Source organism: Enterobacter sp. 940_PEND (genome assembly GCF_001059415.1).
Classification (GTDB): Bacteria; Pseudomonadota; Gammaproteobacteria; order Enterobacterales; family Enterobacteriaceae; genus Enterobacter; species Enterobacter cloacae_M.
The window spans coordinates 43,422-67,022 of sequence record NZ_JUMS01000057.1; the positions used below are offsets into that span (position 1 = coordinate 43,422).

The window sequence follows — 23,601 nt, forward strand, 5'->3', positions numbered from 1 at the left end:
TTGTGTCGGGTGGCGCTGCGCTCACCCGACCTACAAAACTTTCTCCCTCTCCCTGTGGGAGAGGGCCCGGGTGAGGGCATCAGGCCGCACAAAACCTAAACGCCATACCCCATCATCTTCAACAGCTGCTGCGCATGCTGTACCGCATCCTGACGATGCGCCACGCCCAGCTTCTGATACAGATTGCGGATATGCGTTTTGATGGTGGTCGCCGCCACCGCCAGCTCGCCGGCAATCTGCTCGTTGCTGTAGCCTGAATAGATCAGCCCCAGAACCTGCCACTCGCGCTGCGTGAGCGGGCTGGTGCGGATAAGCTCCGGCACTTCCGGGTGGTTCAGCAGACGTTCAACGAAGTTCTCATCAAAATGCGCAAACTTGTGCCGATGATGCTGGTTTATCTCGCGCAGAATGCGCTGGGCGCGATGCTGATCCAGCTCCGGCAGCGTGTTGAGCTGAATAAGCTGACGCAGCTGCTGCGCCATCACTTCACCTTCAATCACAAAGTGGCTGATAAACCCTGTGCGGTTAGCCAGCTGCAGCGCTTCCAGCAGCACGCGCTGGGCATCGTTTTTACGACCCGCCTGCCAGTAAAGCTGGTTCAGCAGCAGCAGGTTACGGTTCAGGTCGCTCATCAGACGCAGGCTGCGCGCGTTCTCGTTCAGCTCTTCCAGCACAATCTCTGCGGGCTCTATTTCACCGAGCAGGATCTGCGCGCGGGCAATGTTGCGCCACTGGCTCTGCAGGAAGTGGTTGTTAGCAAATTCCGGTTTTGGCGTCTGACGCAGCCAGTTGGCGGCGGATTTTTTATCGCCGGTCATCTGCCAGTAAATCACCCGGACCTTATCGGCGTTAGAGACCCAGTCGCTATGATACTGACCGTTGCCGAGCAGGTTCTCCAGGCGGTTCAGATGGTTGCGGGCGTTATCGAGATCGCCGCGCGCCAGCGAGCACTGCACCAGCAGCGCCAGGCACTGCAGCTGCTGCTGAGGCTGGAAGCTGGAAAGGACATCCACACCCTGGCGGGCGCAGCTTTCCGCTTCATCCAGACGCGACCAGGCCCACAGCAGCTGAGCGCGAATACGCAACAGGAACTCGTGCATCGGCAGCTGTTCCAGGTGCTGTTCACGAATCAGCTGGAACGCTTTTTCCTGGTTTTCCCAGGCGGCCTGCAGGAACCCCTGTGCGAATAAAATCTCGCTCTGTTGGATCAGGCTCCACAGCGCGTAATGCCAGACATCATGACGACGCGCCATCTGTTCGGTTTGCTGCATCAGTGAAAGCGAACGCGTGAGGTCGCCTTTGCAGTGCAGCACTTCACCATGCACCGAGGTCGCAACGATGCGGCTGTAGAAGTTAGCCAGCGGCAGTTCATCCAGCGCGACCATCGCCAGCCGTTCAGCTTCGTCCGGGTCGCCGTCGTTAATGGCCACCTGAGCGCGCAGCGCGTTAAATTCGCCGTGCAGGGTGGTATCCATTTCGCTTTCCATTTCCTGCTCGGCGCGCGCCAGCAGGGTGTTCACTTCGCTGTAGCGGTGCTGGCTCTGCATCAGCCAGGCCTGCAGCAGCACCAGACGCGGGTTCTCCAGCAGGCTTTCCCACGGCAGGGCTTTGAGAGACTCTTCCAGCAGCGTCAGCTCGCTGTGGTTAAACAGGCCCCACGCATGATTGAGGAGGATATCGCGCAGCATGCTGGCATCACCGGCGGCCAGCGCGTGGTGGATGGCCTCGCTCGGGAAGCCTTGCGCCATCCAGCTTTCGGCAGCGGCGCGGTGGATCTCCGGCAGTTCAACCGCCAGTTCCCACTGACAGCGCTGGCGCAGGAAGCTGCCAAACAGCGGATGATAGCTAAACCACTCGCCGGGATCGTCCATGCGCGTCAGGAAAAGGCCCTGACGTTCAATCTCTTCGAGCTGCAGCTGACCGTTTTCACACCCCGTCACGCGCACGATGAGCGCATCGTTCATGGAACGCAGCAGAGAGCTTTTCAGCAGGAAATTACGCGTCGAGGGATCGACGCTGTCCAGCACCTCATCCACCAGGTAGTCAGAAAGGTGACTGGCGTTGATGCCCGCCAGACGCCGCGCAGACTGATGCGCCGGACTGTTGTTTTGTCGGGCAGAGAGCGCGATAAGCTGCAGCGCCGTGGCCCAGCCGGCAACGTCATCACACAGACGGCTGCTTTCGGCGGCCTCAATCGGTGATGTCAGGCGGCAGTCAAAGAACTGTTTCGCTTCCTGGTGGGTAAAGGCCAGCTGCTGGCTGCCCACTTCCAGAAGCTGATCGCGCACGCGCAGGTTGGCAATGCCCAGCTGCGGCAGGTTGCGTGACAGCACCACTAAAGTCAGGTTTTCCGGCTGATGGCGCAGGAAGAAACGCATCGATTCATGAATCACCGGATTCGTGATGAGATGGTAATCGTCGATCACCACGTAAAGCGGGCGATGCCATTCGGCCAGTTCGATAAACAGCTGAGAGAAAAGGGAGGACAGGCTGGCGTACTGGCGCTTTTGCACCATCACCTCACTGGCGACGCAGTGTCCATGGGTGGCTTGCTGTATGGCGGCAATCAGATAGCTGGCAAAACGCTCCTGCTGGTTATCGCCCTCGTCGAGGGAGTACCAGCCAAGATCGCTTTTACCCGCGGCCCATTGCGAAATGAGCGTTGTTTTTCCATAGCCTGCAGGACTCGTAACCAGCGCCAGTCGGAAATTATGCGCGCCGGAAAGTTTAGCCAACAGACGCTCGCGGACCACTGTATGGTCAAGACGAACCGGGCGACTTAATTTAGACGGAATCAACATAGGTTTCACTTCACTGTGGGGAACGAGAGATTTTATTTTTTTTGCGCTTCGTAATTAATACGATATAAGGTCGAACAGAAAGAGAACTATTGCAAGTTATGTCTGGGTTTTGTGGTTCTGAATTTGCACTCTGTCACAAAACATTCAGGCAAATGTTGGAACTTTCTCGAAAGAGCCGTAACGCCGCGTCACTGCTGGCTTGTCTGTATACATTGCCGCTGCGCTGAAACTTGTTTCAGAAAGGTATAGTGACGTCAAATTTAATAAAGTGCGGGTAAAGTTGAGTGAGAGTAATAGTCTCCGGAGATGTAACCCGATGACTAAATTATTATTCTACGTAAGTAATCATTTCAGAACGGATTAATCTCACCCGAAACTGCATTTCATTTCTTTGACATTCTCCCCGATTACTTTTTTATCTTCCGGGCACACTCGAACTATGCTCTGAGAGTGGCCTCGATCACACTTTTATGCTCATCCCCGCTACTCCTCCCTGTCTAATCCCCCACAGGAGGAGGAAGAGGGGAAATGAGCCAGGCACACTAGCGCCAACTTGTGTTTTCTTTCTAAAGGATGCCGATCCCCTATGTCACAGCCTACCTTCAACAAAGCTCAATTCCAGGCTGCCCTGACGCGTCAGTGGCAGCGTTTTGGCCTTCATGCTGCAAACGAGATGACGCCTCACCAGTGGTGGCAGGCCGTGAGCGGTGCGCTCGCAGAGCAGCTGTATGCTCAACCGATGGCGAAGCCTGTTAAGGGCCAGCGTCACGTGAACTATATCTCGATGGAATTCCTGATTGGCCGTCTGACGGGCAACAACCTGTTGAACCTTGGCTGGTATCAGGACGTCGGTGACGCCCTCAAAGAACACGACATTAACCTGACCGACCTGCTCGAAGAAGAGATTGACCCGGCGCTGGGCAACGGCGGCCTGGGACGTCTGGCAGCCTGTTTCCTTGACTCCATGGCGACCGTCGGCCAGTCGGCGATCGGCTATGGTCTGAACTACCAGTACGGCCTGTTCCGTCAGTCGTTTGCCGACGGGCATCAGATGGAAGCGCCGGACGACTGGCATCGCAATACCTATCCGTGGTTCCGCCACAACGTGCAGCTGGACGTACAGGTTGGCATTGGCGGGAAAGTGACAAAGCAGGGTCTCTGGGAACCGGCATTCACCATCACTGGCGAAGCCTGGGATCTGCCGGTGCTCGGCTATCGTAACGGCGTGGCGCAGCCGCTGCGTCTGTGGCAGGCGAAGCACGCGCATCCGTTTAACCTGACCAAATTTAACGACGGCGATTTCCTGCGCGCCGAGCAGCAGGGCATCGACGCCGAGAAGCTGACCAAAGTCCTCTACCCGAACGACAACCACCTGGCCGGTAAAAAGCTGCGCCTGATGCAACAGTACTTCCAGTGCGCCTGCTCCGTGGCGGACATTCTGCGTCGCCATCACCTGGCGGGCCGCAAGCTGGCGCAGCTGCCGGACTTCGAAGTGATTCAGCTCAATGACACGCACCCGACCATTGCCATCCCGGAACTGCTGCGCGTGCTGATCGACGAGCATCAGCTGAGCTGGGACGACGCCTGGGCCATCACCAGCCGTACCTTTGCCTACACCAACCACACCCTGATGCCAGAGGCGCTCGAGTGCTGGGATGAGAAGCTGGTGAAAACGCTGCTGCCGCGCCACATGCAGATCATCAACAAGATTAACGACCAGTTTAAAATCCTGGTGGATAAAACCTGGCCAGGCAACAAAGCGGTCTGGGCGAAGCTGGCGGTGGTTCACGATAAGCAGGTGCGCATGGCGAACATGTGCGTGGTCAGCGGCTTTGCGGTGAACGGCGTGGCGGCGCTGCACTCGGATCTGGTGGTCAAAGATCTCTTCCCGGAATACCACCAGCTGTGGCCGACCAAATTCCACAACGTGACCAACGGCATCACGCCGCGTCGCTGGATCAAGCAGTGCAACCCGCTGCTGGCCGGTCTGCTGGATAAGACCCTGAAGAAAGAGTGGGCCAACGATCTGGACCAGCTCATCAACCTGGAAAAACAGGCTGACGACGCGAAATTCCGCGAGCAGTACCGCGCGATCAAGCTGGAGAACAAGGTTCGCCTGGCTGAGTTCGTGAAAATGCGTACCGGGATTGAGATCAACCCGAATGCCATTTTCGACATTCAGATCAAACGTCTGCACGAGTACAAACGTCAGCACCTGAACCTGCTGCACATTCTGGCGCTGTACAAAGAGATCCGCGAGAACCCGCAGGCCGACCGCGTGCCGCGCGTGTTCCTGTTCGGTGCGAAAGCGGCGCCGGGCTACTACCTGGCGAAAAACATTATCCTCGCCATCAATAAAGTGGCGGCGGCGATCAACAGCGATCCGAAAGTGGGCGACAAGCTGAAGGTGGTGTTCCTGCCGGACTACTGCGTCTCGGCGGCTGAAATGCTGATCCCGGCGGCGGATATTTCCGAGCAGATCTCTACCGCAGGTAAAGAAGCGTCCGGTACCGGCAACATGAAGCTGGCGTTGAACGGCGCGCTGACCGTCGGTACGCTCGACGGGGCCAACGTCGAAATCGCCGAGAAGGTGGGTGAAGAGAACATCTTTATCTTCGGCCACACCGTGGAAGAGGTGAAAGCCATCAAGGCTAAAGGCTATGACCCGGTGAAATGGCGTAAGAAAGACAAAGTGCTCGACGCGGTGCTGAAGGAGCTGGAAAGCGGTAAATACAGCGACGGCGACAAGCACGCGTTTGACCAGATGCTGCACAGCATGGACAAACACGGCGGTGACCCGTATCTGGTAATGGCGGACTTCACGGCCTACGTTGAAGCGCAAAAGCAGGTCGACGTGCTGTATCGCGACCAGGAGGCCTGGACCCGCGCGTGCATTTTGAACACTGCGCGCTGCGGTATGTTCAGCTCTGACCGTTCAATCCGTGATTATCAGGCCCGTATCTGGCAGGCAAAACGCTAAGGAAGCGCGATGGAGAGTAAACGTCTGGACAGCGCCGCGCAGGCGGCGGGGATCAGCCTCAGTTACATTAATGCGCACGGCAAACCGCAGTCTATTGGCGCCGACACCAAAAGACGTTTGCTTGATGCCATGCACAAGGCCGACGCGAAAGCGTCGGTTGCGCCGGTGCCGAACGTGAAGGTGTTCACCGCAGGCAAAAAGATGCCGCTGGCGGTGGAGGGGCGCGGCGAGTTTAGCTGGCTGCTTACCACCGAAGAGGGGCATCAGCATAAAGGCCACGCCACCGGCGGCAAAACGTTAAACCTTCCGGCGAAGCTGCCGGAGGGGTATCACACCCTCACGCTCACCCAGGATGACCAGCGCTTCCACTGCCGGGTGATCGTCGCGCCAAAACGCTGCTACGAGCCGCAGGCGCTGCTCGAAGGCAAAAAGCTGTGGGGCGCCTGCGTGCAGCTCTACACCCTGCGCTCCGACAGCAACTGGGGCATCGGTGATTTTGGCGATCTGAAAAAGATGCTGGTGGATGTAGGCGAGCGCGGCGGCGCGTTCATCGGCCTCAACCCGATCCACGCGCTCTATCCGGCCAACCCGGAGAGTGCCAGCCCGTATAGCCCGTCGTCCCGCCGCTGGCTGAACGTGATTTATATCGACGTTAACGCGTTAGATGACTTCAAAAACAGCAAAGAGGCGCAGGCGTGGTGGAAACTCAGCACCACGCAGCAGGCACTGAAGCAGGCGCGCGACGCGGACTGGGTGGACTATTCCACCGTCACGGCGCTGAAAATGGCCGCGCTGCGTCTGGCGTGGAAAGGCTTTTCGCAGCGCGATGACGAGCAGATGGCCGCGTTCCGCCAGTTTGTAACGCAGGAGGGCGAGAGCCTGTACTGGCAGGCGGCGTTTGATGCGCTGCACGCGTATCAGGTGAAAGAGGACGAAATGCGCTGGGGCTGGCCGGTCTGGCCGGAAGCGTATCAGTCCGTCGACACGCCTGAAGTAAAAGCGTTCTGTAAAAAATATGCCGATGAAGTGGACTTCTACCTGTGGCTGCAGTGGCTGGCGTACAGCCAGTTTGCCGCCTGCTGGCAGGTGAGCCAGGGCTATAAGATGCCGATCGGCCTATATCGTGACCTGGCCGTGGGCGTGGCGGAAGGCGGCGCGGAAACCTGGTGCGACCGCGAGCTTTACTGTCTGAAAGCCTCCGTCGGCGCGCCACCGGATATCCTTGGCCCGCTCGGCCAGAACTGGGGATTGCCGCCGATGGATCCGCACGTCATGGCGGCGCGCGCCTACGAGCCATTTATCGACCTGCTGCGCGCCAACATGCAGAACTGCGGGGCGCTGCGTATCGACCATGTGATGTCCGTGCTGCGTCTGTGGTGGATCCCGTACGGTGAAACGGCCGATCACGGCGCGTACGTGCAGTATCCGGTTGACGATCTGCTGTCGATCCTCGCGCTGGAAAGCAAGCGCCATCAGTGCATGGTGATCGGTGAAGATCTCGGTACCGTGCCGGTGGAAATTGTCAGCAAGCTCCGCGACAGCGGCGTCTACTCCTATAAAGTGCTCTATTTTGAAAACGACCATGAGAAAACCTTCCGCGCGCCGAAAGCGTACCCTGAACAGTCAATGGCAGTCGCGACGACGCATGACCTTCCTACGCTTCGTGGCTATTGGGAAAGCGGCGATCTGACGCTCGGTAAAACGCTGGGTCTGTATCCTGATGAAGAGGTTTTGCGCGGCCTGTATCAGGATCGCGAGCTCTCTAAGCAGGGGCTGCTGGATGCGCTGCACAAGCAGGGCTGTCTGCCGAAACGTGCCGGACATAAGGCGTCATTGATGTCGATGACCGCGACCCTCAATCGCGGCCTACAGCGCTATATTGCCGACAGCAACAGCGCCCTGCTGGGCCTGCAGCCTGAAGACTGGATTGATATGGCGGAGCCGGTGAACATTCCGGGCACTAGCTATCAGTACAAGAACTGGCGTCGCAAGCTGTCCACAACGCTTGAGAAGATGTTTGCCGATGACGGGGTGAACAAGCTGATTAAGGATTTGGACAAGCGGCGAAAAGCAGCCGCGAAGAAGTGATAAAAAAACCCGCCACTGGCGGGTTTTTTTATTGCCCGGTGGCGCTACGCTTACCGGGCCTGCATGGATCGAGTAGGCCGGGTAAGCGTCAGCGCCACCCGGCTTTTTTACATCAAACCACCATATTCAACAGCAGCACCCCGACCAGACCACACACCGAAATAATGGTTTCCAGCGCGGACCAGGACTTGATGGTTTCACCGATCGTCAGGTTGAAGTACTCCTTGAACAGCCAGAAGCCAGGGTCGTTAACGTGAGAGAAAATCACGCTACCGGAACCGACGGCGATAACCATCAGTTCAGGGCTTACGCCCGTGGTCGCAATCAGCGGGGCAACGATACCGCCCGCGGTGATCGCCGCAACGGTCGCAGAACCCAGCGCAATACGCAGAACCGCGGCAATAGACCAGGCCATCAGGAGCGGCGATACGTTGGTTTCATGCATCATGGCAGCGATGTATTTGTCCACGCCGCTGTCGACCAGAACCTGCTTGAATGCACCGCCGCCGCCGATGATCAGGAGCATCATGGCAATGATTTTGATGGAAGAGGTCAGCGTATCGTTGATCTGATCCATTGAACGGCCGCGGTTCAGGCCGAAGGTGAACATCGCGATCAGCACCGCAATCAGCGTTGCCATTACCGGGTCACCCAGGAATTCCGCAACGGACAGGAACGGATGACCTTTCGGCAGGATCATCTCTGCCACGGCGCGCATCGCCATCAGGATCACCGGTACCAGAGAGGTCCAGACGCTGACGCCAAAGCCAGGCATCTCTTCTTCGGTGAAGGTTTTGGCGCTGTAGAGACCTTCCGGAATCGGCTTATCAATGCCTTTCAGGAAGCGGGCATAAACCGGGCCCGCCAGAATCACGGTTGGGATCGCCAGAATCGTACCGAACAGCAGGGTTTTACCCATATCCGCGTGGAAGATGGTTGCGATAGCGGTTGGACCCGGGTGCGGCGGCAGGAAGCCGTGAGTCACGGACAGCGCCGCAGCCATTGGCACACCGACATACAGCAGCGGGATGTTTGCCGCAGCCGCGATGGTGAACACCAGCGGCAGCATCAGCACGAAGCCCACTTCATAGAACAGCGCGAAGCCGACGGTAAAACCGGTTAATACCACCGCCCACTGGATGTTCTTCTTGCCAAATTTGGCAATCAGCGTGGTGGCGATACGCTGCGCGCCCCCGCAGTCTGCCAGCATTTTGCCGAGCATGGCGCCGAAGCCCATGATCAGCGCCAGGCTGCCGAGCGTGCCGCCGACGCCGGCTTTGATGGAACTGATAACTTTAACCAGCGGCATACCCTGCATCAGACCGACTGCAAGTGCCACCAGAACCAGAGCGATAAATCCGTTCATTTTGAAACGGATCATCAAGAGCAGTAATAACATAACACCGATAGCAACGATGACTAATGGCATGATTTACCTGGCCTTTGAATTGTTATGGGTAACGTCATTGTTTCAACGACAAATTCCGATTGTCCCAACTGGGAACAGAGAAGTAACGGCACTCATACTGATGCCTTCGAAACCATTAAGTTTAGTCGGCTGTTATAAGGATCCTGAGTGCCCACGAGAATGATACGGGTAACATGGCGCGATTGAGAATCACCCTGGGAGGCTAAATTTGAATAATGAGACGCAGGTCAACATATAGAGGGGGAGCGGCGGGAAAACAAAAGCCGGGTGACGGCTTCGCCTTACCCGGCCTACGATTCGGATGCTGTGTCCAGGCATACGCGCAGCCACAGTTTTGTAGGCCCGGCAAGCACCGCGCTACCGGGCGATACAGACGGATACTGAATTAGTAGTAAGAGTGCTCGCCGCGCTGGTGCTCGGTCAGGTCACGCACGCCTTTCAGTTCCGGGAACTCGTTCAGCAGCTGCTTCTCGATCCCTTCTTTCAGCGTCACATCGACCATGGAACAGCCGTTACAGCCGCCGCCAAACTGCAGAATGGCAAAACCTTCGTCGGTGATTTCCATCAGGGAAACACGACCGCCGTGGCCCGCCAGCTGTGGGTTAATCTGGGATTGCAGCAGATACTCAACGCGCTCCATCAGCGGGGCATCGTCAGACACTTTACGCATTTTCGCGTTCGGTGCTTTCAGGGTCAGCTGAGAACCCAGCTGGTCGGTGACGAAGTCGATCTCCGCATCTTCAAGATACGGTGCGCTCAGCTCATCAACGTAGGCGGTGAGCTGCTCAAATTTAAGGGCAGTGTCGGTGGCTTCCACAGCGTCCGGAGGACAATAAGAAACACCACATTCTGCATTCGGAGTGCCTGGATTAATCACAAACACGCGGATCTGCGTCCCTTCTTCCTGATTTGCCAGCAGTTTGGCAAAGTGCGCTTGTGCAGAATCGGAAATACGGATCATAGCTTTGGCCTAATAGTTGACTAAATTACCTGGGTATAATCATACGCCCATTGAAGAAGGGCTACAAGGTACGGCACAGACACCATACCTGAACCGACGCGGCGCCGCTTCGCAAAAGCAGTCGGGAAAGTTCAGCAACGGTACTGCCCGTGGTGACGACATCATCCACAATCGCGATATGGAGACCGTCGACCGGCAATTCAAGGCGAAAGGCATTTTTGAGGTTTCTTTTGCGAAGCCGGGCGCTGAGCTGATGCTGGATGGCGGTGGCATGAACGCGTGTCAGCGCGTGGGCCTCATACCGGCAGCCGAGCCACCGCGCGAGGGGACGGCAGATCAGGTCACTCTGGTTATAGCCGCGCCGCCAGTGCCGACGCCGGTATAAGGGAACATTCACCACCATGTCAATTTTCGGCAATGCCCGGTGACGTCGCGCTTGCAGAACCGCCAGCAACAGCAGTTGGGCAAGGGGCTGTGCCAGCGAGCTCTGCCCGGAAAACTTCAGCGCATGAACCAGTCTGCTCAGCGGAGGGACATAATCATCCACGGCCACCAGCGCGCTCCACGGCGGGGATTTTTTCAGGCAGCGGCCACAGGGCAACGAGGGGTTTGTGGCCGGTAAACCACATTGTGGACAGATCCCGATACGCCATTGCAGCGATCGCGTGCAGACGGAGCATACGCCCCACCCGCTAAGCGCCAGCGGCATTTGGCATAGCCAGCACAAGCCGGGTACTGTTAGCATGTGCAACCTCCATGTGAAAAAAGAGAACAGTAACTGATGAAGAGGCTGTGGTGGCAGACCGTAGGGACAGGAAATTGCCATCTTGTGCTGCTGCACGGATGGGGCCTGAACGCGGAGATATGGCATTGCATACGTGAGGAACTTGCCTCGCATTTCACGCTGCATCTGGTGGACTTACCCGGCTTTGGCCGCAGCCGCGGGTATGGCGCGTTGTCGCTTGATGAGATGGCGCAGCAGGTTCTGGACGCTGCGCCGCAAAACGCGGTTTGGCTGGGCTGGAGCCTGGGCGGGCTGGTGGCGAGCCAGATTGCGCTGTCGCGGCCTGACCGCGTAAAAGCGCTGGTGACGGTGGCGTCATCGCCCTGTTTTAGCGCGCAGGAAGAGTGGCCGGGGATCAAGCCTGACGTGCTGGCGGGCTTCCAGCAGCAGCTGAGCGACGATTTCCAGCGGACCGTAGAGCGCTTCCTGGCATTACAGACAATGGGCACTGACACCGCGCGTCAGGATGCCCGAACGCTGAAGCAGACCGTGCTTTCGCTGCCGATGCCGGAGGTTGAGGTGCTTAACGGCGGTCTTGAGCTCCTGAAAACGGTTGACCTGCGCGAGCCGCTGGCAGCTCTGACGGTGCCGCACCTGCGTATCTACGGTTATCTCGACGGGATTGTGCCGCGCAAAGTGGTTCCGCTGCTGGATTCGCTCTGGCCGGACAGCGAATCGCAGATCGTTGCCAAAGCCGCACATGCCCCGTTTATCTCTCATCCGACGGAATTTTGTTCAGCGCTCATTGCGTTAAGTCAACGTTTCGACTGATTATTTTCTATCCATCCTGGAAAAAATAACACACCGCAACCATACTCCAGATGTCGTTGCGGTTGTTCTGCCTACGATAATCAAAACAACAATCCTATGGAGAGTCAGGCTATGAAACTTGTTACAGGTATTGTCACTTCTCTGGTTATTGGGTCACTGTCATTTGGCGTCTTTGCGGCAAAAGAGCTGGAAAAAGATAAAGTTGCCGGCATGAATTTGACGAAAATTGGTGAGATTTCTACGTCTGATACCACCGCGCCGATGGACGCGAGAAAAGAGCTGTCGAAGAAAGCGGATGAGCTGGGCGGAACGTACTACGTCGTCACCAGCGCTGAAAAGCAGACCAAAAACGTGCGCGCAACGGCGGACGTCTACAAGTAATACGATAAAGCCGGGCAGCGATGCCCGGCTTTATTAACGCAGCGCCCACCACTCCCTGAGGCAGGCCTTTCCTTCCGGACAGCTTTTACAGCTGCCGGAGAGACAGCCGTCCGGCTCTTCCTGAATCCGCACCGCTTTCCCCATGGCTTCCAGTCTTTCCAGCATGGCATCGATCATCGGCTGCGGCGTATGCAGGCTGAGGCTCAGCTGTTTCGCCTCCATTCGCCCTTGCAGTGCCAGCAGGTCACGAACCTGAATCAACGATGCCATAGGTTGCTCCTTAGTGACAGTCGCCCGCCGGGCTGCTGCAGCAGGTTGCGGCGGTTTTACGGTTTGCCAGCAGGTCGATGTCGACGCGGCTGCGCGCACGCCGCAGCAGGCCGAGCACTAACACGTTAAACAGCACAACCGCGAGAATGCAGACCAGGCTGTAGCGCGGATGCTGGCTGAAGTTAACGGTTTGATAGAAGAGCGTCGACAGCGAGTACGCAATGTTTAACCCCCACAGGATGGAGAAACCCATCCAGCCGCGGCTGGACTCGCGGGCAATCGCCCCCATCACGGAGATGCACGGAATGTAGAGCAGAACAAAGATAAGGTAGCTATAGGCGGCGGACGCGCTGCCAAATTTCTCGCCCATCACGCCCATGGCACCCGTCGCCATTTCGCCGTCGCCTTTGCTGGCCTCAATCGGGTTCGCCAGCACGCTCAGGCTAAAGGTGTCCTTCAGGCTCTGCCAGGTTTCCTCTACGGCACCCAGCAGTTCATGACCGAGATGAAACTCTGCCGGATTAAAGTCCTGTTCCTGAATGTTCTCAGCGGTGTAGAGCGTGTTCAGGGTACCGACAACCACCTCTTTTGCCATCGCGCCGGTGAACAGGCCGACGGTTGCCTGCCAGTTATCTTCATGCACGCCAATCGGTTTGAAGACCGGCGTGATGACGCGGCTAACGGAGGCGAGGGCAGAGTCGTTAATGTTATCCGCTGCCTGTCCACTCAGGGTAAAGCTGTTCAGGGCGCTCAGGAAAATGCTGACGATGACAATCACCTTACCGGCGCGCAGCACAAACCCTTTCAGACGCTGCCAGGTCTGGATCGCCAGGCTTTTCAGGTGCGGCACGTGATACACCGGCAATTCCATCACAAACGGTGACGCTTCACCGCGCATGATGGTGTGCTTCAGCATTAAACCGGTGAGGATCGCCATCACGATTCCCAGCACGTAGAGCGAGAAGACCGCCAGCGCGCCCTGCTGACCAAAGAAGGCTGCGGCAAAGACCGCAAAAATGGCCAGACGGGCACCGCAGGACATAAACGGCGCCATCATGATGGTCATCAGACGTTCACGCGGCGCATCCAGGGTGCGTGCGCCCATCACCGACGGCACGTTACAGCCGAAGCCGACAATCAGCGGGACGAAGGATTTACCCGGCAGACCCAGCGCCTGCATCAGACGATCCATCACGAACGCGGCGCGCGCCATGTAGCCGGAATCTTCCAGGAACGAGAGGAACAGATACATCATGCCGATCTGCGGCACCAGAGGCAGAACGGTGTTGATACCGCCGCCGATCCCCTGCGCGAGGAAGATGGTTAGCCATTCCGGGAAGTGCAGGGTGTAACCTACCCACTGAATCCCGTGGACGAAGACCGCGACGGAACCGGCGTCGAAAATGGGCTGGAGGGCGCCGCCGATGTTAATGGCGAGCAGGAACATCACGTACATGACCAGCAGGAAGATGGGCAAACCGAGGAAGCGGTTAAGCACAACCTTGTCCACCGCCGCCGTAAAGCGGCTGGGCTCTGCCGTCAGGGCGTTGCTGACAACGTCGCAAATCGAGGCGATGGCCTGGTAACGTGCATCGGCGATGTGCAGCGCCGGGTCGTCCAGCTCGTCGCTAAGACGGGCCACCGTGGCGTCCAGCTTATCGGCCGCATGCCCGGCGTAAGCGCGGCTGTAGATATCCCCTTCCAGCATCTGCAGGCCAAGCCACAGGCGCTGTTTTGCTGGCATACCGGTGTCCATTTCCTGCGCCAGCACGTTGGCTTCGCGCAGGAGAGGCTGCGCGTAATGCACCAGCTCAATGTCATGATTGCCCTGGTGACGGTCAATGGCCAGCTTCAGCGCATCAATACCGCGAGCGCGCGTCGAGACCAGCGGAACGACCGGGCAACCCAGGCGCGCGGAGAGGGCATCGACGTCGATACGCAGCTTTTGTTTCTCCGCAATGTCGAGCATGTTGAGCGCCACAATGCAGGGGATCCCCAGCTCCAGCAGCTGCAGCGTCAGATAAAGGTTACGCTCGAGATTGGAGGCGTCGACCACGTTGATCAGCAGGTCCGCGTCGCCGCCAAGAATATAGTGGCAGGCAATCTGCTCATCGAGCGAAGTTTGCGACGAAATGGTGGTTAACGAATAGGTGCCGGGAAGGTCAACCAGCGTCACCTGGTTGTCCGTTGTCGTGAACTGGCCCTCTTTACGCTCAACCGTCACGCCCGCCCAGTTGCCCACGCGCTGGCGTGCGCCGGTCAGCTGGTTAAAAAGGGTGGTCTTGCCGGAATTAGGATTGCCAATTAAGCCAATAGTTAACTTTTTCATTTTTTTAGACTCACTGAAACCGCTGGCTTGTTATCGGGATAAGGCTTCGACTTCTATTAACGCGAGGTCTTTCTTACGCAGCACCAGATTTACGCGGCGGGTTTCGATGTGAACCGGATCGCCCAGCGGCGCCACGCGCACGACCTGGAATGACGAGCCGGGCAGCATGCCCAGCGACAGCAGCTTTTGCCGATAGGCCGGGCTAATTTCGCGGGTAAAACCGGTAATCTTCCATGCACTGTCTGGAGTGAATTGCATAACGCCTGATTCCACGAAAGGTTAAATTATCTACTATGGGATGATAATGAGAATAGTTTTTATCAGCAATATTAAAACTGTGACGGAATGTTGTTTACGGTATTAATTTACGGCCTGTTTGACCTGGCTCAATATTTGCTGAATTGCCTGGAAAACGAAAAGGGGAGTATTTGTTAACGGGGTGATAATTCGTGGTTTAAATATGGCTATGCAATCGGTTTCATATATTTCGATATGAATTTATTCCCCCCACCCATGAGGACGAGGGGAAAAGACCGCACCGTGCGATCCCCTCTCCCCTTTGGGGAGAGGGTTAGGGGCATTGACAGCCTTAGCGTTTCTTACCCATCGCAGCCGCCAGCGCATCCATCATCGCGCTGTTGCCAGCAGGCTGAGCATCACGTCCGCGCGGTTTTGCCGCTTTCGCGGCCGGGCGCTGCTGCTCGCGGCCACCGCCATTGCCGCCGCGGCGCGCGTTGGTGTCGCCCGGCTGCTCGTCCAGACGCATGGTCAGCGCGATACGCTTGCGCTGCAGATCCACTTCCAGCACTTTGACCTTCACGATGTCACCCGCTTTAACCACGGTGTGCGGGTCTTCAACGAACTTGTCGGCGAGGGATGAGATATGCACCAGGCCGTCCTGATGCACGCCGATATCCACAAACGCGCCAAAGTTGGTGACGTTGGTCACCGCGCCCTCCAGCACCATGCCGGGCAGCAGGTCGTTCATGGTTTCCACGCCGTCAGCAAAGGTCGCCGTTTTGAACTCAGGACGCGGATCGCGGCCCGGCTTTTCCAGCTCTTTGATGATGTCGGTGACGGTTGGGACACCAAACTTGTCGTCGGTGAAATCAACGGCTTTCAGGTTGCGCAGGGCGCTGCTGTCACCCATGAGATCTTTCAGCGCCTGCTGGGTGGCGGCCAGAATGCGTTCCACCACAGGGTACGCTTCCGGGTGAACGGTAGAGGCATCCAGCGGGTTATCGCCGTGGTTGATTCGCAGGAAGCCTGCACACTGCTCAAAGGCTTTTGGCCCCAGACGGCTCACCTTCAGCAGCTGCTGACGGTTCTGGAACTGGCCGTTCTCATCACGCCAGGCGACGATGTTCTGCGCCATCATGCGGGTTAAGCCCGCCACGCGGGTCAGCAGGGGAACGGAGGCGGTGTTCAGGTCAACGCCGACGGCGTTTACGCAGTCTTCCACCACCGCATCCAGCTTGCGCGCCAGCTGAGTCTGGCTCACGTCGTGCTGATACTGGCCCACGCCGATGGATTTCGGGTCGATCTTCACCAGCTCCGCCAGCGGATCCTGCAGGCGGCGTGCGATAGAGACCGCACCGCGCAGGGAAACGTCCAGGTCCGGGAACTCCTGGGCCGCCAGCTCGGACGCGGAATAGACGGATGCCCCCGCTTCGCTGACGATCACTTTCTGCGCCGTCACTTTCGGGAACTGCTTCTGCACGTCGAGGTAGAAACGCTCGGTTTCGCGTGAGGCCGTACCGTTGCCGATGGCAACCAGCTCCACGTTGTATTTTTCGCACAGCGCCGCTACCACGACGGCCGCTTTCGCTGCCTGGCCGGTGTGCGGATAGATGGTATCGGTCGCCACCAGCTTGCCGGTGCCGTCAACCACAGCGACCTTCACTCCGGTACGCAGGCCCGGATCGAGACCCATGGTCGCACGCAGGCCGGCAGGGGCGGCCATCAGCAGGTCGTGCAGGTTACGGGCGAAGACGTTAATCGCTTCATCTTCGGCGCGCTCGCGCACGGTGCCCATCAGCTCGGTTTCGAGGTGCATCAGCACCTTGATGCGCCAGGTCCAGCTCACCACGCCTTTGCGCCAGCTGTCCGCCGGGGCGTTGTTCAGGCGCAGGCCGAGATGGTCGATAATGATCTGCTCGCAGTGGCTCTCTTTCGGCGGCTCGTCAAACTGCGGGTCGGCGTTCAGGGAGAGCTGGAGCACGCCTTCGTTGCGGCCGCGGAACATCGCCAGCGCACGGTGTGAAGGGGCGGTAGAGATCGGTTCGTGGTGATCGAAGTAGTCGCGGAATTTCGCGCCTTCTTCCTCTTTACCCGCGACGACGGTAGAGACGATGTGGGCATTCTTCCACAGGTAATCACGCACTTTAGCGAGCAGGGCGGCGTCTTCGGCGAAGCGCTCCATCAGAATGTAGCGCGCGCCGTCGAGGGCGGCCTTGGTGTCCGCTACGCCTTTGTCGGCGTCGATGAATTTCGCCGCTTCGGTTTCCGGATCGTGGGACGGCTCGTTCCACAGCAGGTCGGCCAGCGGCTCAAGACCCGCTTCAATCGCAATCTGCCCGCGCGTGCGGCGCTTCGGCTTGTACGGCAGATAGAGATCTTCGAGTTCGGTTTTGCTCAGGGTGCCGTTGATGGCGCTTTCCAGCTCGCTGGTCAGCTTGCCCTGTTCGCCGATGGATTTGAGGATCGCCTGACGACGTTCTTCCAGCTCGCGCAGATAGCCCAGACGGGTCTCCAGGTTACGCAGCTGCGTGTCATCCAGACCGCCGGTGACTTCCTTACGATAGCGTGCAATAAACGGCACGGTGTTCCCTTCATCAAGCAGGCGAACGGCAGCTTCTACCTGTTCGGCTCTGGCCTGAATATCACCCGCAATAATGCGGCAGAGCGAATCTTTCATCATGGCTTTATCATCTGTTGAGTCGAAAAAATCAGGGGATAGTTATACGGGCTGACACGGCAAAATGCCAGCCGGGGAGGGCGCTCTCGGACTATTTTACGTAGACGATCTCATTGACGTACCAGCTGGCTTCACCACCAGGGGTCTGAACGACGGCCAGATCGCCCACTTCCTTTTTCAGCAGCGCGCGGGCCATCGGGGAGTCGATGGAGATGTAATCCTTACGACCAAAAATTTCATCGTAGCCGACAATGCGAAAACGCAGGGTGTCGCCATCGTCGTTTTCAATCTCCACCCACGCGCCGAAGAACACTTTGCCCTCCTGCTGCGGGGAGTAATCGACAATTTTGAGATTCTCGAGGCACTTCGTCAGATAGCGAACCCGGCGGTCAATTTCGCGCAGCCGCTTTTTGTTGTACTGGTAGTCAGCGTTTTCGCTGCGATCGCCCAGGCTTGCCGCCCAGGTCACCTTTTTGGTTACTTCAGGACGCTCTTCGCGCCAGAGGTAATCCATCTCTTTTTTGAGCTTTTCGTACCCTTCGCGGGTGATCAGGGGCGTTTTCATGGTAAAGCCTTTGCTGCCTGCCGGTTAACTGTCTTGCGCACAATACGTACCACACAGTGTAACAGACAGGATTAATAATGATTTATGTGATGAAATGAGCAGATAAGCTGCTGTTAAATATGCTTTGTAACAATTTCGACTAGAATTTATACCAGAATTAACTGGTCGAATACGTGCACTTTTTTAGAATACGCTGTTACAAAGACTATCCGAACCTTTGGGAGTACACACAATGCAAGAGAACTACAAAATTCTGGTCGTGGATGACGACATGCGCCTGCGCGCGCTGCTGGAACGTTATCTGACCGAGCAGGGCTTCCAGGTTCGTAGCGTCGCGAACGCTGAGCAGATGGACCGTCTGCTGACCCGTGAATCTTTCCACCTGATGGTTCTCGACCTGATGCTGCCTGGCGAAGACGGGCTTTCTATTTGCCGCCGTCTGCGCAGCCAGAGCAACCCGATGCCGATCATCATGGTGACGGCGAAGGGCGAGGAAGTTGACCGTATCGTGGGCCTCGAAATCGGCGCGGACGACTATATTCCAAAACCGTTTAACCCGCGTGAACTGCTGGCGCGTATTCGCGCTGTTCTCCGCCGTCAGGCGAACGAACTGCCTGGTGCACCGTCGCAGGAAGAAGCCGTCATCGCCTTCGGCAAGTTCAAGCTGAACCTCGGCACGCGAGAGATGTTCCGTGAAGATGAGCCAATGCCGCTCACCAGCGGCGAGTTTGCGGTACTGAAAGCGCTGGTCAGCCACCCGCGTGAACCGCTTTCCCGTGACAAGCTGATGAACCTGGCGCGCGGTCGCGAATACTCCGCAATGGAACGCTCCATTGACGTGCAGATCTCCCGCCTGCGCCGCATGGTGGAAGAAGATCCTGCTCATCCTCGTTATATTCAGACCGTATGGGGTCTGGGCTACGTGTTCGTCCCGGACGGCTCTAAAGCATGAGGCGAATGCGCTTCTCGCCGCGTAGCTCGTTTGCCCGCACCCTGTTACTGATCGTCACCCTTCTGTTCGTCAGCCTGGTGACGACCTATCTGGTGGTGCTGAACTTTGCGATCCTGCCGAGCCTCCAGCAGTTTAATAAGGTCCTGGCCTACGAAGTCCGTATGCTGATGACCGATAAACTGCAGCTGGAGGACGGCACGCAGCTCGTCGTTCCCCCGGCGTTTCGCCGTGAAATCTACCGTGAGCTGGGCATTTCGCTCTACTCCAACGAAGCGGCGGAAGACGCAGGCCTGCGCTGGGCGCAGCACTACGAATTTCTCAGCCAGCAGATGGCGCAGCAGCTGGGCGGCCCGACGGAAGTGCGCGTTGAGGTCAACAAAAGCTCGCCCGTCGTCTGGCTGAAAACCTGGCTGTCACCCAATATCTGGGTGCGCGTTCCGCTGACCGAAATCCATCAGGGCGACTTCTCGCCGCTGTTCCGCTACACCCTGGCGATTATGCTGCTGGCGATAGGCGGCGCGTGGCTATTTATCCGTATACAGAACCGACCGCTGGTCGACCTGGAGCACGCCGCGCTGCAGGTCGGTAAAGGGATTATTCCACCTCCTCTGCGCGAGTATGGCGCCTCGGAGGTCCGTTCGGTGACGCGCGCGTTTAACCATATGGCGGCAGGCGTGAAGCAGCTGGCGGACGATCGTACGCTGCTGATGGCGGGCGTAAGCCATGACCTGCGCACGCCGCTAACGCGTATTCGTCTGGCGACGGAGATGATGGGGGAAGAGGACGGTTATCTCGCCGAGTCCATCAACAAAGACATCGAAGAGTGTAATGCCATCATCGAGCAGTTCATCGACTACCTGCGCACCGGGCAGGAGATGCCGATGGAGATGGCGGATCTGAACGCGGTGCTGGGCGAGGTGGTGGCGGCGGAAAGCGGCTACGAGCGGGAGATTGATACCGACCTGCAGGCGGGTGAAATTCAGGTACGCATGCACCCGCTCTCCATTAAGCGCGCGGTGGCGAACATGGTGGTCAACGCGGCGCGCTACGGCAATGGCTGGATTAAAGTCAGCAGCGGGTCTGAACTCAACCGCGCCTGGTTCCAGGTGGAAGACGACGGTCCGGGCATCAAGCCCGAGCAGCGTAAGCATCTGTTTCAGCCGTTTGTGCGCGGCGACAGCGCGCGCAGCACCAGCGGCACGGGCTTAGGTCTGGCGATTGTTCAGCGTATTATCGATAACCACAACGGACTGCTGGAGATTGGCACCAGCGAGCGCGGTGGGTTGAGCATTCGCGCCTGGCTGCCGGTACCGGTGACGCGGGGGCAGGTGAAAGAGAGTTAAAAAAAGGGTGGCAATTGCCACCCTTTTTTATAGGTCGGGTTAAGTGAAGCCGCCACCCGACAAAATGCGGTCTCTGCGGTCTGATGCCCTCACCCCGCCCCTCTCCCACGGGGAGAGGGAGAAAACATTAAAAAAGGCAACTTTCGTTGCCTTTTTGTTTTTACCTACAGCTTCGGTCCTGCGCTCACCAGCGCAGCACCCGCCGGGGTATCGGTATACTTCTCGAAGTTCTCGATAAACAGCTTCGCCAGCGATTCCGCTTTCTCGCGCCACTGCTCCGGAGAACCGTACGTGTTGCGTGGGTCGAGGATATGCGTATCCACACCCGGCAGCGACGTTGGGATCGCCAGGTCAAACATCGGCAGCGTAAAGGTTTCGGCGTCGTCCAGAGAACCATCCAGAATGGCGTCGATAATCGCGCGGGTATCTTTGATAGAGATACGTTTGCCGGTACCGTTCCAGCCGGTGTTCACCAGGTAGGCCTGCGCGCCGGATGCCTGCATGCGTTTCACCAGCACTTCAGCGTACTGCGTCGGGTGCAGCGACAGGAAAGCCGCGCCGAAGCAGGCGGAGAAGGTTGGGGTTGGCTCCGTCACGCCGCGCTCGGTACCCGCCAGCTTGGCGGTAAAACCGGAGAGGAAGTGATACTGCGTCTGGCTGGCCGTCAGGCGAGACACCGGAGGCAGCACGCCGAACGCATCCGCCGTCAGGAAAATGACCTTCGTGGCATGACCCGCTTTTGACACCGGCTTCACGATATTGTCGATGTGGTAGATCGGGTAAGAGACGCGTGTGTTCTCCGTTTTCGACGCATCGTCGAAGTCGATGGAGCCGTCGGCACGCACGGTGACGTTTTCCAGCAGCGCATCGCGACGGATCGCGTGGAAGATATCCGGCTCGGCCTCTTCAGACAGGCGAATGGTCTTCGCGTAGCAGCCGCCTTCAAAGTTGAATACGCCGTCGTCATCCCAGCCGTGTTCGTCATCGCCAATCAGGCGACGTTTTGGATCGGTGGACAGGGTAGTTTTCCCGGTGCCGGACAGGCCGAAGAATACCGCCACGTCGCCTTTTTCACCGACGTTAGCCGAGCAGTGCATGGAGGCGATACCGCGCAGCGGCAGCAGGTAGTTCATGACCGAGAACATCCCTTTCTTCATTTCGCCGCCGTACCAGGTACCGCCGATCAGCTGGATACGTTCGGTCAGGTTGAAGGCCACAAAGTTTTCGGAGTTCAGACCCTGCTCTTTCCACTGTGGGTTAGTGCATTTCGCACCGTTCATCACGATGAAATCCGGGGTGAAATCCTGCAGCTCTTCGTCGGTTGGACGAATAAACATGTTTTTCACGAAATGCGCCTGCCAGGCCACTTCAGTGATAAAACGCACGGAGAGACGGGTATCGGCGTTAGCGCCGCAGAAAGCGTCGACAATGAACAGACGCTTGCCGGAAAGTTGATGGGTGACGAGCCCTTTCAGGTGCTGCCAGGTTTCCGGGGAGAGCGGTTTGTTGTCGTTCTTCCCTTTGCCCTTGTCAGCCCACCACAGCGTATCGCGGGTGGTTTCGTCTCGGACGATATACTTATCTTTCGGCGAACGACCGGTAAAGATACCGGTATCGACGGCGATAGCACCAAGATTCGTCAACACACCACGCTCGTATCCTTCCAGTGCTGGATTGAGCTCTTCCTGATACAGCGTATCGTAGTCGGGGTTGTAGACGATTTCCTGGACGTCGTGAATACCATAAGCCTTGAGATCTTGCGGGGTTAAACCAGTAACACGCATATCACTGCTCCTTAGCCAATATGTACTGCCTGAAATTGTAGGGTTTTTCTGAGGTTGTTAACCGCGACGGGGCTCATAGATTTACGCATCTGGACAAAACCCTTACTAACGGAAAACGCTGCGACTCCAGTCACAGCGCAGGCGGATTATCGCAGGAATCGCTTTTTGGTTGGGGAAAATGTTCCGAAAAGGTTAAAGAGTGGTGATTTTATCGGAAAGAATGTGAATGTAATCGCATACACGTAAGAAAATTACGTAAGAGTTACATAAGGAAAACGATTCAGCTTAAGCGGGGGTTTTTGCCCCTCACACCAGCCTCTCCCAAAGGGGAGAGGGTTAGGGTGAGGGGAAAGGGGTTTAGTGAACCTGCGGATCCGCCGGGGAGGCGTTATTGCGGATCTCAGCGATATCCATCGAATTGAACACGTAGTGCGTACCGCAGTAGTCACAGTGCATATCAATTTCGCCGTCTTCCGCCATGATGCTGTCGATCTCTTCATCCGGCAGGGTTTTCAGCGCGCCAGCGCAGCGCTCGCGGGAGCAGGTGCACTTAAATTCCACGGACTGCGGATCGTAAACCGTCACTTCTTCTTCGTGGTACAGACGCCACAGCACGTCGGTCGCCGACAGGTTGAACAGCTCTTCCGCTTTGATGGTTTCGGTCAGCGTTGCCAGGTGCTCAAAGTCATTGGTCTGCGCGTCCTGCGCAGGCAGAACCTGCAGCAGCATACCGCCGGCAGCAGGCTGACCGTCCACTTCACCGGTGCGGATGAAGAGACGCGTCGGCAGCTGTTCAGAACGCATGAAGTAATCTTCCAGGCAGGCTGCCAGGGTATCGCCTTCCAGACCCACCACGCCCTGATAGCGCTCGCCTTCCTCAGGGGAGATGGTGATCACCAGGTAGCCATTACCCACCAGCGTTTTGAGGTCTGCATTTTCAGGCACGTCGCCCTGAACGCGCGCCACGCCGCGCATCTGCTGCTGGTTATTGCCGTTGATCACCGCCAGCGTCATCGGGCCGTCACCCTGCAGCTGCACGGTGATATCACCGGCAAACTTCAGCGTAGCCGTCAGCAGGCTGGTGGCAACCAGCAGTTCGCCCAACAGGGTCTTCACCGGCAGCGGGTAGTTGTGGTTTTCCAGAATCTGTTTCCAGGTTTCGGATACGGTGACCAGCTCGCCGCGCACGGCGAATTGTTCAAACAGATAGCGGTGTAATTGGTCGTGTTGGGCCATTTTCATCTCT

17 protein-coding genes are annotated in these 23,601 nt (G+C 57.5%); 6 read left to right on the forward strand and 11 right to left on the reverse strand.

Annotation, left to right across the window (positions count from 1 at the left end):
* Positions 1 to 95: 95 nt before the first annotated feature.
* Positions 96 to 2,801, reverse strand: a complete 2,706-nt coding sequence (gene malT, locus ADJ24_RS08640) for an HTH-type transcriptional regulator MalT (RefSeq protein ID WP_023309505.1) — start codon at positions 2,799 to 2,801, stop codon at positions 96 to 98.
* 586 nt (positions 2,802 to 3,387) lie between these two features.
* Here malT and malP point away from each other — a divergent pair.
* Positions 3,388 to 5,781, forward strand: coding sequence for a maltodextrin phosphorylase (gene malP / locus ADJ24_RS08645; RefSeq protein ID WP_023309504.1), 2,394 nt, complete (start codon positions 3,388 to 3,390; stop codon positions 5,779 to 5,781).
* A 9-nt stretch (positions 5,782 to 5,790) separates the two neighbouring features.
* Complete coding sequence (gene malQ, locus ADJ24_RS08650) at positions 5,791 to 7,869, forward strand: 4-alpha-glucanotransferase (protein ID WP_023309503.1); 2,079 nt, start codon at positions 5,791 to 5,793, stop codon at positions 7,867 to 7,869.
* 112 nt (positions 7,870 to 7,981) lie between these two features.
* Here malQ and gntT read toward each other — a convergent pair whose 3' ends face one another.
* The 3 genes from gntT to gntX all read right to left on the reverse strand — a co-directional run bounded on the left by gntT (position 7,982) and on the right by gntX (position 11,004).
* Positions 7,982 to 9,298 carry a gluconate transporter gene (gene gntT / locus ADJ24_RS08655; RefSeq protein ID WP_023309502.1) on the reverse strand — a complete coding sequence of 439 codons (1,317 nt, stop codon included), beginning with the start codon at positions 9,296 to 9,298 and terminating at the stop codon, positions 7,982 to 7,984.
* A gap of 385 nt (positions 9,299 to 9,683) precedes the next feature.
* The gene (gene nfuA, locus ADJ24_RS08660; protein WP_008503055.1) at positions 9,684 to 10,259 is read right to left on the reverse strand and encodes a Fe-S biogenesis protein NfuA; all 576 of its coding nucleotides are present in this window, start codon (positions 10,257 to 10,259) and stop codon (positions 9,684 to 9,686) included.
* 61 nt (positions 10,260 to 10,320) lie between these two features.
* On the reverse strand, positions 10,321 to 11,004 hold the full coding sequence (gene gntX / locus ADJ24_RS08665) for a DNA utilization protein GntX (RefSeq protein ID WP_023309501.1): 684 nt from the start codon (positions 11,002 to 11,004) through the stop codon (positions 10,321 to 10,323).
* A gap of 36 nt (positions 11,005 to 11,040) precedes the next feature.
* Between gntX and bioH the strand changes: the two genes are divergently transcribed.
* Both bioH and ADJ24_RS08675 read left to right on the forward strand, forming a co-directional pair.
* On the forward strand, positions 11,041 to 11,814 hold the full coding sequence (bioH, locus tag ADJ24_RS08670; RefSeq protein WP_023309500.1) for a pimeloyl-ACP methyl ester esterase BioH: 774 nt from the start codon (positions 11,041 to 11,043) through the stop codon (positions 11,812 to 11,814).
* A gap of 111 nt (positions 11,815 to 11,925) precedes the next feature.
* On the forward strand, positions 11,926 to 12,195 hold the full coding sequence (locus ADJ24_RS08675; protein WP_023309499.1) for a YdgH/BhsA/McbA-like domain containing protein: 270 nt from the start codon (positions 11,926 to 11,928) through the stop codon (positions 12,193 to 12,195).
* Between the two features lie 33 nt (positions 12,196 to 12,228).
* On the opposite strand, the gene feoC is transcribed toward ADJ24_RS08675, so the two are convergent.
* From feoC to greB, 5 genes are all read right to left on the reverse strand, one after another.
* Positions 12,229 to 12,465, reverse strand: a complete 237-nt coding sequence (gene feoC / locus ADJ24_RS08680) for a [Fe-S]-dependent transcriptional repressor FeoC (protein WP_023309498.1) — start codon at positions 12,463 to 12,465, stop codon at positions 12,229 to 12,231.
* A gap of 10 nt (positions 12,466 to 12,475) precedes the next feature.
* The gene (gene feoB, locus ADJ24_RS08685; protein WP_023309497.1) at positions 12,476 to 14,794 is read right to left on the reverse strand and encodes a Fe(2+) transporter permease subunit FeoB; all 2,319 of its coding nucleotides are present in this window, start codon (positions 14,792 to 14,794) and stop codon (positions 12,476 to 12,478) included.
* A 30-nt stretch (positions 14,795 to 14,824) separates the two neighbouring features.
* Positions 14,825 to 15,052, reverse strand: coding sequence for a ferrous iron transporter A (gene feoA / locus ADJ24_RS08690; RefSeq protein ID WP_008503050.1), 228 nt, complete (start codon positions 15,050 to 15,052; stop codon positions 14,825 to 14,827).
* 331 nt (positions 15,053 to 15,383) lie between these two features.
* Positions 15,384 to 17,714: a Tex family protein gene (locus tag ADJ24_RS08695; RefSeq protein ID WP_023309496.1), complete on the reverse strand. Its 2,331-nt coding sequence runs from the start codon at positions 17,712 to 17,714 to the stop codon at positions 15,384 to 15,386.
* A gap of 88 nt (positions 17,715 to 17,802) precedes the next feature.
* Positions 17,803 to 18,276 (reverse strand): transcription elongation factor GreB, encoded by a 474-nt coding sequence (gene greB / locus ADJ24_RS08700; protein ID WP_023309495.1) that lies wholly within the window; start codon positions 18,274 to 18,276, stop codon positions 17,803 to 17,805.
* A 232-nt stretch (positions 18,277 to 18,508) separates the two neighbouring features.
* Between greB and ompR the strand changes: the two genes are divergently transcribed.
* A complete protein-coding gene (ompR, locus tag ADJ24_RS08705) occupies positions 18,509 to 19,228 on the forward strand; it encodes a two-component system response regulator OmpR (RefSeq protein WP_001157751.1) in 720 nt (239 codons plus the stop codon).
* Entirely contained in the window at positions 19,225 to 20,571 is a 1,347-nt protein-coding gene (gene envZ, locus ADJ24_RS08710; protein ID WP_023309494.1) for a two-component system sensor histidine kinase EnvZ, read from the forward strand. The genes ompR and envZ overlap by 4 nt, the downstream gene beginning before the upstream one ends.
* A gap of 164 nt (positions 20,572 to 20,735) precedes the next feature.
* Here envZ and pckA read toward each other — a convergent pair whose 3' ends face one another.
* Both pckA and hslO read right to left on the reverse strand, forming a co-directional pair.
* A complete protein-coding gene (gene pckA / locus ADJ24_RS08715) occupies positions 20,736 to 22,355 on the reverse strand; it encodes a phosphoenolpyruvate carboxykinase (ATP) (RefSeq protein WP_023309493.1) in 1,620 nt (539 codons plus the stop codon).
* Between the two features lie 357 nt (positions 22,356 to 22,712).
* Positions 22,713 to 23,597: an Hsp33 family molecular chaperone HslO gene (gene hslO / locus ADJ24_RS08720; RefSeq protein WP_161495995.1), complete on the reverse strand. Its 885-nt coding sequence runs from the start codon at positions 23,595 to 23,597 to the stop codon at positions 22,713 to 22,715.
* Positions 23,598 to 23,601 lie beyond the last annotated feature (4 nt).